9 protein-coding genes are annotated in these 12,136 nt (G+C 42.2%); 2 read left to right on the plus strand and 7 right to left on the minus strand.

From position 1 onward, the window contains the following. Positions 1-83: 83 nt before the first annotated feature. The 7 genes from AC1XUE_RS09630 to AC1XUE_RS09660 form a co-directional block, all read right to left on the minus strand. Positions 84-1,553 carry an MBOAT family O-acyltransferase gene (locus AC1XUE_RS09630; RefSeq protein ID WP_483355717.1) on the minus strand — a complete coding sequence of 490 codons (1,470 nt, stop codon included), beginning with the start codon at positions 1,551-1,553 and terminating at the stop codon, positions 84-86. Continuing rightward, on the minus strand, positions 1,553-2,500 hold the full coding sequence (locus AC1XUE_RS09635) for a glycosyltransferase family 2 protein (protein ID WP_483355718.1): 948 nt from the start codon (positions 2,498-2,500) through the stop codon (positions 1,553-1,555). Before AC1XUE_RS09635 ends, AC1XUE_RS09630 begins: the two co-directional genes overlap by 1 nt. Positions 2,501-2,572: 72 nt before the next feature. Beyond that, complete coding sequence (locus AC1XUE_RS09640) at positions 2,573-4,270, minus strand: hypothetical protein (RefSeq protein ID WP_483355719.1); 1,698 nt, start codon at positions 4,268-4,270, stop codon at positions 2,573-2,575. Then, complete coding sequence (locus tag AC1XUE_RS09645; RefSeq protein ID WP_483355720.1) at positions 4,263-5,690, minus strand: DUF6056 family protein; 1,428 nt, start codon at positions 5,688-5,690, stop codon at positions 4,263-4,265. Before AC1XUE_RS09645 ends, AC1XUE_RS09640 begins: the two co-directional genes overlap by 8 nt. After that, complete coding sequence (locus AC1XUE_RS09650) at positions 5,683-6,633, minus strand: glycosyltransferase family 2 protein (protein WP_483355721.1); 951 nt, start codon at positions 6,631-6,633, stop codon at positions 5,683-5,685. Before AC1XUE_RS09650 ends, AC1XUE_RS09645 begins: the two co-directional genes overlap by 8 nt. A gap of 81 nt (positions 6,634-6,714) precedes the next feature. Further along, positions 6,715-7,797, minus strand: a complete 1,083-nt coding sequence (locus AC1XUE_RS09655; protein WP_483355722.1) for an LptF/LptG family permease — start codon at positions 7,795-7,797, stop codon at positions 6,715-6,717. A 13-nt stretch (positions 7,798-7,810) separates the two neighbouring features. Further along, a complete protein-coding gene (locus AC1XUE_RS09660) occupies positions 7,811-8,473 on the minus strand; it encodes a metal-dependent transcriptional regulator (protein ID WP_483355723.1) in 663 nt (220 codons plus the stop codon). A 243-nt stretch (positions 8,474-8,716) separates the two neighbouring features. On the opposite strand from AC1XUE_RS09660, the gene AC1XUE_RS09665 reads away from it, so the two are divergent. Together AC1XUE_RS09665 and AC1XUE_RS09670 are read left to right on the plus strand one after the other, a co-directional pair. Beyond that, the gene (locus tag AC1XUE_RS09665) at positions 8,717-10,045 is read left to right on the plus strand and encodes an Nramp family divalent metal transporter (RefSeq protein WP_483356020.1); all 1,329 of its coding nucleotides are present in this window, start codon (positions 8,717-8,719) and stop codon (positions 10,043-10,045) included. A 93-nt stretch (positions 10,046-10,138) separates the two neighbouring features. After that, entirely contained in the window at positions 10,139-12,085 is a 1,947-nt protein-coding gene (locus AC1XUE_RS09670) for a KUP/HAK/KT family potassium transporter (RefSeq protein ID WP_483355724.1), read from the plus strand. The last annotated feature ends 51 nt before the right edge of the window (positions 12,086-12,136 follow it).

Raw genomic sequence — 12,136 nt, forward strand, 5'->3', positions numbered from 1 at the left:
TTATTAAGCAGGATGTCAGAATTCACACAACAATACCCTTTGTCTGATAACACATATCAGAGTAAAATGTTTGTGTAAAATATTTAAAATTGAAAATAGATAAACTGATTTTCAGTAACTACTCCTAGGAAATAAGTAAAGAAAACAATTACTCCGAAAAGCAGATAAAACATCAAGGTGTTGCGGGTGGGAATCTTTTCCATGAAATGCTCTTTGACAAGCAAGAAGACCACCAAAAATACACAAAACCACATCTCAATATTGTTGAAAGGAGTATGGAGCTGATCGCTCCATGATAAGGTCATGATTTTATACAGAATTGTGAATGATCTGCTCACCGGTGAAAGGTGATTCCTGAAAAATACCCAGGCAACGGTAACCAGCACAAAAGTGATAACGGTCCCAATAATTCGTGTAAAACGATTTTTCGGAATTTCTATACCCGCTCTTTTCATCCATTTATCACGAATGGATGCACTTACCTGATATGTACCATGCAGCGCTCCCCATATCACATAATTCCAGCTTGCTCCATGCCACAGCCCGCTGACGAGGAAAACGATAAATTGGTTCCGGTATTTGGCGAATTCTCCTTTACGGTTTCCACCTAATGGTATATAGAGGTAGTCTTTGAACCAGGTAGAAAGAGATATATGCCAGCGCCCCCAGAACTCCGACACGGAAGCGGCCTCATAGGGAGAACGGAAATTATCCATTAATGTAAAACCCATCACACGTGCCGCACCAATGGCCATATCGGAATAACCGCTGAAATCGCAGTAAATCTGAAACGCAAAAAATACTGTAGCTACCAGCAACGAAATTCCATTCTGCTCAGACGGATTATCATACACGAAGTTCACCACTTCGGCCAGGCGATCCGCGATGACAATCTTTTTAAACAGACCGAAAGCCATCTGCATTAATCCCGATTTGACCAGCTCGAAATCATACTTAAAATAGGAATGAAACTGATGCAGCATGTTTTGTGGCCGCTCAATAGGCCCGGCAACCAATTGCGGATAAAACATCACATACAATGCGTATATCCCAAAATGACGTTCGGGAATCTGATTACCGCGGTACACTTCAATGGTGTAACTCATGGCCTGAAATGTGTGAAAAGAAAGGCCTATCGGCAGGATCACCTCTCCACCTCCATTCACCATCCACTGAGCGATAGAAGCGGGAAGTAGTCGCTCCAAGGGCGGAATAATGGATCTGATATCCACCATATTCAGAAGATCATTCACCGAATTTCTTCCAAAATCATAATATTTAAAGAAGGCGAGAATGCCAATATTGGATATCAGACTAAGGATCAGCAAAAGTGTTTTCTGCTTCTTATCCTGCGTTTGCGCGATCCAGATACCGGCATAGTAATCAATGACAATCGTTCCGAAAAGAATCAGAATGAATACCGGCTTGAATACCATGTAAAAATAGCAGCTGGTTGCCAGCAATAACATCCAACGCCCCCGCCACGACAGACTGAAATAAGCCAGCGTGACGACAATAAAAAACAGTATAAATTGAATAGAATTAAACAGCATCAGCTAATGTACTCGCAGTTTACAATCTCCTCTTTAACGATAAACAAAGGACGACCTTTGGATTGAAAAAAGATCCTCAGCACATACTCACCTATAATACCCAAGGCAAGAAGCTGAACTCCACTAAATAAGATAATCACGAACAAGAGGGAGGTAAATCCTTCTATTACATGTGCGAAAAACATTTTTTTAACCACAACGATGAGGAAATAGACCAATGCGATCAATATGGATACCATTCCTGTTCGTGACATAAATTTGATCGGAAATTCGCTAAAATTGAATATGCCGTTATAGGCCAGCTTAAATAGTTGCGCAAAGGAATATTTCGACTCTCCGGCCGCGCGCGCATCACGTTCATACTCAAATCCTACCTGCTTAAATCCAATCCAGGAGCGCATCCCTCGCAGGTATCGGCTTTCTTCCGGCATTTTATTCAGAACATCCACCACACGACGGCTGACAAGTGCAAAATCACCGCTATCCAATGGAATTTCCACATAAGAAATGGAGCGTAGTAATCTGTAAAACAGATAGTAACCTGTCTTTTTGATCCAGCCCTCTTTTCTTTTTTTCCTCACCGCATACACCACATCATTTCCTTCCTTATACAATTTATAAAATTCAGGTAATAATTCGGGTGGATCCTGCAGATCTCCGTCGATTACAAATATTGCCTCTGTTCCTCTTGCTTTGCTGAGGCCAGCTGTTAATGCCAGCTGATGGCCATGGTTACGCGACAGCAATACGCCGTGATAACGCGGATCAACCAATGCAAGCTGACGAATCTTTATAGCGGTATCGTCTTTGCTTCCATCATCTACTAGAACTACCTCGATTGACAGATCACTGGAATCCATCAATGCACTGATACGCTCTACAAGTAATGGAAAGGTTTCTGACTCATTATATAGCGGTGCAACAATAGATATTTGAGGACTTTTCAAAATTCTTACTTTGTGTGATTATTTAATGAGGCAAAAATACACCTTTACGACAATTATCGGAGAACTGATTATTTAAGGGATCTTTACCTTTCCCAAAACCCGGCTGGCCGGAACATGATCGAAACTCCGCACAATACCTAACTCATACTCTCCCTGCCTCAGGGTAGAAAATGGGATTTCAACCACAGAACCCTTATCAAACTGCCGGAATAAGTTGCGTCCGTCGTATCGGTTCTGTGCTAATTTAAAAAGCAACAACTTTCCATTTTGTTTCAGATAAGCATACTGCCCCCCTTTTCGTTTCAGAGTATACTCAGAAGTCTCATCCTCCACAAAAATGGAATTATTCTCTACCCGATACCGGACATCGTTTGCAGTCAGTTTTTCTCCATGCTGACTATTGATTTCATTTACCAGCCAATCCGCCTCCTGCGGAAAGTGATAGATATCATCCGATGTCATTCTTTTCATCAGATTATCCACATAAACTGCGGTTTTAGAAAATGCAATATGGCCTAAGCCAAAACCATTATGTTCCTGATTGTAAGAATTAACCATGAGGTACTTACTTCGTTCTGCTATAACCGGGATATAGGTGACCATCGAAATAGCCCATATGCCTATACTAATGATCAGACCAAAGCGGAATATCCTTTTACCAGTCGCGACTTTTACAGACAGGAGTACAGATAAATAAGTAATAATTAAAAACAGGGCAGGATACATTTTGTAATTGCTGACAATCATGACAAAAAATCCGAATCGCGGTCTTAAAAACCCGATGATTAAAGCATTAGCAAGCAAAAACAGAAGTATACCTATCAAGAACTCCTGTAACGACTTTTCGCCCGGAGTGCTTTCATCAGCTACTTTCAATACTGATTTCTTCTTGAAAGCCACACCGAATGTTCTGGTCAGCCATGGGCGTGTGTTGGCAAATCCCCATACACTTATCCAAACTGTGGCAGCCAGGCCTAACAAAACCGGTAATACAGATCTGGTAACAATATCCTTTTCAGGAAAGAAATCAACCAGTCCACCCAAAAAAGCAAAAAAGCCAAAAACAGATAATTGAGGGTGTGCCAGAAAGAACTCAACACTTGACTCGTTACCTTGCGGAGACATGCCAATAAAATAAAATGTGACAGCAGCTACAGCGGCTACCAACCAAATAGCAAGATTTTTGTACGACGACTGTAAAATAAGAATTCCTGCTCCGGCCGCCCACACAAAAATGCCATTGCTCATGCTATAGTTGGCCAGCAAAGCTGCCGCAATAGCAAACCAGAATTTATTCCGGGATAGCATTAACATCGAAAGTGTAACGAAGAACACTACAGCCTGATGTTGCATACTGCATATCGCCCACAGAAAAACCAAGTGATACTGCACCTGGAACAGAAGAAAAGCTACAGGTAAAAAATAGTATAAACTCAGGTTGCTTCTTTTAAATGCGGACCAGAATAACACGAAAGTGCTCAGTGTAAAACAGACACCTGAAAATAATACGAAATTGACACTGAGCTTACCTGTTACTTTATAATAAAGCAGTGTAACAAGCTTGCCGATCACCATACGATGTTCATTATTAGGCTGGAACAGATAGCCTAACGCTTCTGAAACCGATTTGGAATCGATCCAGCTTCTCAGAAAGTCGGGAAACGGGTCAAAGTCATCAAACCATGGTACGTCCACAGCATAATAATAGACAACAGCTATCCAGATCAGAACGGGCAACAGAATTCCTATCCGTAATAAACTCTTATTCACGACCATATTCCTTTAAAATAACTGCTTTCTTTCCATAATAACCTGCAAGACACTTGTTCCACCAATGGTCCTTTTCTGTCTTGATGTCATCATCATAAAAAATAGATAATGGCTTTGATTCAATAGCAGGCAGGTACACAATATCATCCTTGGAAGTACGCAGCAACGCATACCGGCTATCCATCTCTTTGTCAAATGCGGCTGCTTTTCCTTTCAATAAATCGGTATAAATCAAGCGCACGTTACTGCTTGAATAAAAAGCGAGGAAAGATGAAACTACTAACAGAACATACAGAATTCCGTATCTGGTAAATGAAAAATCCGAACGTCCGGTCTTGCCTTTTTGCAAGTAGTGAAATAACACACCAATGATATAGAACCAGCCAATCAGGAAGAAGAAATAAACACAATTAATTACGCGTGGAGTCGGCTCTATTCCAACTCCGTAATACGATGGAAAAAGCTGAGCGGCCAAAATACCAACGTAAAGTAACACTGCATACCAAACTGGCACTGAAAAGTAATTGCGGGCTCCTGTTGATAAACGGGACAGAACTATTAGCCATGCAAGGGAAAACAAAAGAAGTGGTGTACGTAAGATCCAGTCAAGACTCAACAAACCTAACTTTTTGAAAGAACTCACGAATGAGAAAACCACATCGCCTCCCAAGGGATTTCCACCTATGCGGGCCTGGTTTCCCGCGGAACTGAAATATAAATAGCAGGATATCATTGTAACAGCCAGCATAGCTACCATAAACACATCTACTTTGCGATGGAACAAAAGCCGGTAAACCCACCATGCTCCTACCAGCAATACCATGATCAGCAGATTTGTCTCGCTGCTTCCTATCACAGCAAATATCAGAAACGCGGAGCCCGAGGCAGCAACGATTCTTGCCGTAGGATTATCCTGACGATAATAGCGTAACACCAGCACAACCCATAACAGCGTAAAAATATTGGGGATTGTATACGTCACAAAAGCAGCCATCCAGTAAAATGCCTCTGATATACTTGCCATTTTCAACAGATATAGAAAAAACACTACTCCTGCAAAACCAAGATGAGCAAGACGCGACAAGGTAGGTGTGAGGTGCCTGAAGAGGTTATATAAAGCAAATACCACACCTGACAACAATACAACAGGTAGTATTTTAAAACCTGCTATGGAGTGAAAAAGAAGTGGATTGGAATGATTGAGAAAAATACCGAAGTAACGTCCTGTCCAGCCGGAATAATAATAGTTCATGGCCTCCAGCCATCCAAATTTAAATACTGTATCAATATAGCAGTAATCGTCCGCAGGAGAAGGATGATTATAATACGACAAAATAAGCAGCGGCAACAAAACACTGATCATCAGCAGGACGTTGATCCAGTTTCCAAAAACCCGGTACTTTCTATAAAACCTATTCATTTACAATTTTTTCGATGATGTAACGAGGACGACCTTTGACCTCTTCATAAATCTTTCCTATATATTCTCCGATCAGACCGAGTGCCATCATATTGGAGCCACTGAAGAAGGTAAGTGGCAACATGGTGGAAGTCCAGCCAGGTACAGTAAAACCAACAATATAGGAGAACAGTATATAAACCACTATCAGCATAGCCATAATGAAGTTGAACACTCCAAAGTATAACACAAGCCGCATGGGAAATGTAGAAAAAGACGTAATGCCATTCCAGGCAAAAAGGAGCATTTTACTCAATGGGTATTTAGTTTCTCCTGCCTGCCGTTCTAATCGGCTGTAAACAACTTTGTCGCTTCTGAAACCAATAAGGGGTACAATACCTCTCAGAAACATATTAATTTCTCTGAAATTACCCAGCTCCTGCAACACCCGGCGATCCATAAGGCGAAAATCAGCATGGTTAAAAACAACAGGAACACCCATTTTTTGCATCAATACGTAAAATCCTTCTGCGGTGGAGCGCTTAAACCAGCTGTCGCTACTGCGGTCTCCGCGAACACCATAAACAACCATAGCACCTTCGCGATGTTTTTCAATCATCCCGGTGATAGCCTGAATATCATCCTGCAGATCTGCATCGATGGTGATAAAGCAATCGAAAGCGTCCACCTGGTTATCCAATCCGGCCATAATAGCACTCTGATGTCCGAAGTTACGAGAAAGCTTTACGCCAATCACCTGATTGTCAACAGCTCCCAGTTCTTCAATAATTTCCCAGGTTTTATCTCTGCTACCATCGTTCACGAAACATAGTTTACTGTCAGCAGCAATTAATCCTTTGCTTTTAATTTCATCATAGTACCGTTTTAATGTAGTGTATGTCAAATGCAAGATAGCTTCCTCATTATAACATGGTATTACCAGGAGTAGGCGTGCTGGCTTCATTCAATCGTAATTTTAGTTAGCGGACAAAAGTAGTGTAATTATTTGATTTCAATTTTAGGACCCGATTAAGGGCTTCACGCACTATCTCGGCAAGGTTTTGTACAAAATTAAACCTATAAAAGAGAAAACAATATTGGGCAACCACACCGCAAATAATGTATTGATCGTACCTGCTTCTGCAACGCCTTTTGATAACAGGAAAAACAGTATGTATATAAATGCCAGCATGAAACCCAGCGCAATTTGCCAACCTACCCCTTTCCTGCTCTTTCGGGCCGATACAATTACGCCGATAGCTGTCAGGATCAGGATGGCGAATGGTTGCGTAAATCTGGTATATTTCTCAATCATATACACCTCCAGCCCGTCGGCACCACGGCTTTTCAGCAGATCAATATAGGCATTGAGTTCCGGCAGTGTGAAAGTCTCAAAAAGGTTATAATCACTTTCAAAATCACGCGGAAACAGATTAATAGTTGTATCAATCTCCACGCCGGTTTTAATTTTCTCACTAAGGCTATCCAAAGTTCTGATCTGATAGTTTTGCAGCGTCCATTTGCCCTTTTTAGGTTGCCACACAATTTTGTCTGCAGAAAATTTTTGCACCAGTTTATTATCCTTGACCGTTTCCATCGTGAATTTATTTCCTGTCTTGGATGCCGTATTGTAGCTTTCCAGATAGGCGTATACATCCGGCGCAATGGTAATATGTACGTTTCTTCCGCTAAAATAGAACTCGTTTTTAACATAGGTCTTCTCAAACGTATTTCGCACTTTATTAGCTAACGGCAAAATCCAGCCCACCTGAAGAAAGGTCACCGCGCCCAGAACGGAAGCACCGATCATATACGGCAGCAACATACGTCCGAAGCTGATCCCGCTGCTCAGCATAGCAATCACTTCAGTTCTTGCTGCAATTCGGGATGTGAAGAAAACAGTAGCAATGAACACCATCAGCGGACTGATGTAGTTGATCCAGTAAGGAATCAGATTGAGGTAATAATCTATAATAATCGCATTCAGAGGTGCTTTCTTTTCCAGAAAGTTGTCCACCTTCTCCGTGTAATCGATCATACAGATGATAAGCACGATGACGAAGGCAACGAAAACGTAGGTTATCAGGAAATTTTTGATCAGATAACGATCGAGTATTTTTAGTCTCATGGCTGGTTAAGTCTCATCGGCGCTGAACTAATAAATTTTTAGACACCTCAAGACTAATGAACAACGTTTGACTCCCGTTGATCCGTACAGAAGCGGACTTATCATATTCGTTAATTTCTGTTATTTCAAGTACGCTGCCCAATGTAATGCCTGATCTGTCCAAATGCTGAAGAAAAGAAGGTGCGTGGTCCAGCACACCCATCATCAGTACTTTCTCTCCTACCCCTACGTCGGTAAGTATCAGGTAATCAGGATCGGTCAGATTCCCCTTCGCGTCCGGTATAGGATCTCCGTGCGGATCAAAGCGGGGATGTCCCAAAAATGCATCGAGACGTTCTACCAATTCATTGGACGGCACATGTTCCAGTTCCTCTGCTATATCATGAACCTCATCCCATCCGAATCCCAGTTTTTCAACTAAAAAAACTTCCCAGAGTCTGTGTTTTCGGATCACACTGATCGCCACCTTTTCACCTGCTTCCGTAAGTGTTACACCCTGATATTTTTTATAGTGAATCAAACCTTTTTCCGCTAGTTTGCGCAACATATCAGTGACGGAGGCCGCACGTGTGGAAGTACTCTCGGCCAGCGCGTTGGTGGTCACTTCAAGCCCGTCTCTGCCTGAAAGAGCATGGATGATTTTTAAATAATTTTCCTCAGTGAAAGAATTCTGCATATTTATCAGATATCAGCTTCTGGCAACCAAGCCTCAACTGAAAGGTAATCTGTTGATAAAACCATCGGTACGAAAGAAATCTCTCACGTACTTCCCTATTGTATAACCTAATTGGCAAAAGTACAATTTTCAAATCATCTTAAAAAAATTTAGATTAATCTAAAAATATATTTAAAGCATATCTTATATTTGTTTTCAATAGCCCTTACCGGGTATAGTGAACGAATATCGGAAAAGTACAAAGTGGAAGAATCTCCAAAAAAAAATATACAACAACCAGAACTGCTGGCCTCGCTGTCGGAAGTGCACTCATCAATATCAGTTCCTGAAGGAGCTGGCTTCTGGAAGAAAATGATGGCCTTCACCGGCCCAGGTTTACTGGTCGCAGTGGGTTATATCGATCCCGGAAACTGGGCTACAGATATTGAAGGAGGATCAAGATTCGGATATACATTATTGTCAGTGATCCTGATTTCCAATTTGTTTGCCATGCTGCTGCAGCATTTGTCGCTCAAGCTGGGTATCGCAGTGGGTCGGGATCTTGCGCAGGCATGCCGCGATTACTACTCCCGCCCGGTGTCTTTTGTGTTGTGGATTTTATCAGAGATAGCCATCGCTGCTACGGATTTAGCAGAAGTAATCGGTTCAGCGATTGCCTTGAACCTCCTTTTCGGATTGCCACTACCCGTAGGTGTTTTGTTCACAGCGCTGGATGTATTGTTAGTCTTATATTTCCAGCAAAAAGGTTTCCGGATTATTGAAAGCATCGTGGCCGGATTGATGGGAATTATACTTCTTTGTTTCGCGTATGAAATGATTGTTTCCCAGCCATCTGTTGCCGGTATGCTCGACGGACTTATCCCGAAAGCGGAAATTATTACCAATCCCGGTATGCTTTACATTGCCATTGGTATTTTGGGAGCCACGGTGATGCCCCATAATCTTTATCTCCATTCCAGTATCGTTCAGACCAGAGCTTTCAACAAAGACGAAGCCGGCAAAAAATCTGCGATTAAATTTGCAACGATTGACTCGACAGTTTCACTCGGACTCGCTTTTTTCATCAATGGTTCTATATTGATTCTGGCTGCAAGTGCTTTTCATAAAAACGGGCATTTTACAGTTGCAGACATTACAGATGCTTACCATTTACTTGATCCCATACTCGGCGTAGGTTTTGCAGGTATATTTTTCGCATTGGCGCTTCTGGCATCCGGGCAGAGTTCTACGCTCACAGGAACCCTGGCAGGACAGATCGTGATGGAAGGATTTCTCAACATCCGGTTAAAACCGTGGGTACGTCGTTTGATTACGCGTGGAATCGCTATTGTGCCTGCGTTGATCGTTGCATCACTTTACGGAGAAAAAGGAACTGCAGAACTGCTGGTGCTTAGCCAGGTAATCCTTTCTCTGCAACTGAGTTTTGCGGTGGTTCCTCTTGTTTTTTTCACATCTAACAAGAAGATTATGGGTAAGTTTGCCAACTCTCGCTCACTTACCGTAATCAGCTGGATTATAACACTTGTGATCATCGGATTAAACATTTTCCTTCTTTACAAAACCTTTTTTTAAGTATTAATCAAGCCTTGAATATTAATTTTTTGCTGGGCTGATAATAGTTTGCTTGCCGTTTCCTACCTTTCGCCGTTTTTTTAAAAAATGTAGATGGAATCGAAGCATAATATTGATAAAATTTCCGCCGCTGGCGTGCTTGTCGCATTCGGGATTATTTATGGTGATATAGGTACATCGCCGTTGTATGCCATGCAGGCGATTTTATTAAATGAAGTCATTACAGAAGAGTTGATCTATGGTTCTATCTCCTGTGTTTTCTGGACGCTCTCTCTTCTGACTACCATTAAATACGTAATTCTGATCCTTCGTGCAGACAACCGCGGCGAGGGTGGGATTTTCGCTTTGTATGCGTTGGTCAGGAAACATGCCAAATGGCTTACTGTACCTGCCGTCATAGGTGGGAGTACGCTGCTTGCAGATGGTATTATCACTCCTCCCATCTCCGTATCGTCGGCAGTGGAAGGCTTGCAGCTCATTTACCCGGATATCCAGACCATCCCGATTGTTATTTCTATCCTCACGGTCATTTTTGTCATACAGGCTTTCGGAACAAAGGTTGTCGGACGTGCATTCGGGCCTATCATGGTGACCTGGTTTATGATGCTCGGTGTATTAGGGTTCTTCCAGGTGATCAAACATCCTGAGATTCTCAGAGCATTTAATCCGATGTACGGCATACGCCTGCTTACGGAACATCCTGGTGGTTTCTGGATGCTTGGAGCAGTATTCCTATGTACTACCGGAGCGGAGGCATTGTATTCCGATTTGGGGCACTGCGGAAGGGAAAATATACGTATAAGCTGGGTATTTGTTAAAATATGCCTTTTGCTTAACTATTTCGGACAAGGTGCATGGCTGCTCTCAGAGCTCGGCAACACGCTAGAAGGGCGTAAGCCTTTTTATGAAATTATGCCGGAATGGTGGTTGCTTCCAGGTGTAGTGATTGCAACAATGGCAGCGGTTATTGCCAGTCAGGCTGTAATTACGGGTTCTTTCACATTGATATCAGAGGCAATCCGGCTTAATTTCTGGCCTAAGGTTCGCCTTAATTATCCTAGTGATCAGAAAGGACAGCTTTACGTGCCAAGTATTAACTGGCTACTGTGGTTGGGCTGCACGGGCGTAGTGTTGTATTTTGAGAAATCGTCAAATATGGAGGCGGCATATGGTCTGGCTATCACTTTAACGATGATCATGACGACGATCCTCTTCTCTTATTACCTGTATTTGAAAAGGGTGAATCTATATATTGTGATAGCATTTATGCTGTTCTATTTATGTATAGAGATGAGTTTCCTTGGAGCAAACCTGCTCAAATTTACACATGGCGGCTGGTTTACGATTCTTGTGGGTGCTATAGTCGCAGGACTGATGACGGTATGGCTCCGCGCTTTTTATATCAAACTACGACTTACGGAATATACCAAAATCGACAAATTTCTGCCAGCCTTACACGAGCTGAGCCGGGACATCAGTATTCCGAAATATGCTACGCACCTGGTTTTTATGACCAATGCTTCCCGCGCGACCGAGATCGAAACCAAGGTCATTTATTCCATATTTCAGAAACGACCAAAGCGAGCGGACATTTACTGGTTTCTTCATGTAGATACTACCGATGATCCCTATACAATGGAATACAAAGTAATGGCAGATGACGATGATGATGACAACGTGATCAAGATCAACTTTCGTTTAGGCTTCCGGGTCGAACAACGTATTAACCTGTTTTTCAGGAAAGTGGTTGAAGATATGGTACTCAATAAAGAGGTTGATATTACCAGTCGTTACGAATCCCTAAACCGGCAGAATATTACCGGTGATTTCCGATTCGTTGTATTGGAGCGCTTCCTGTCTTTTGAGAACGACCTTCCATTCTTCGAGCAGATGGTCATGAAAACATACTTCTTTGTAAAGGACTTTACTACCGCGGAAGACAAATGGTTCGGGCTCGACAGCAGCTCGGTGAAGATTGAAAAAGTACCTTTGATTATCAGGCCAGTTGAGAACATCAAACTCAGACGGGTTTATAACTAACAGAAAAACCCTGATTGCCGGCAGCGATCAGGGTCTTTATATTTATTATTC

Source organism: Dyadobacter sp. HNCC25DJ187 (assembly GCF_056895255.1).

Excerpts from the sequence above, each read along its gene's own strand:
- AC1XUE_RS09660 (WP_483355723.1), bottom strand. The coding sequence starts at position 8,473 with ATGCAGAATTCTTTCACTGAGGAAAATTATTTAAAAATCATCCATGCT.
- AC1XUE_RS09630 (WP_483355717.1), bottom strand. The coding sequence starts at position 1,553 with ATGCTGTTTAATTCTATTCAATTTATACTGTTTTTTATTGTCGTCACG.
- AC1XUE_RS09650 (WP_483355721.1), bottom strand. The coding sequence starts at position 6,633 with ATGAAGCCAGCACGCCTACTCCTGGTAATACCATGTTATAATGAGGAA.
- AC1XUE_RS09670 (WP_483355724.1), top strand. The coding sequence starts at position 10,139 with ATGGAATCGAAGCATAATATTGATAAAATTTCCGCCGCTGGCGTGCTT.
- AC1XUE_RS09645 (WP_483355720.1), bottom strand. The coding sequence starts at position 5,690 with ATGAATAGGTTTTATAGAAAGTACCGGGTTTTTGGAAACTGGATCAAC.
- AC1XUE_RS09655 (WP_483355722.1), bottom strand. The coding sequence starts at position 7,797 with ATGAGACTAAAAATACTCGATCGTTATCTGATCAAAAATTTCCTGATA.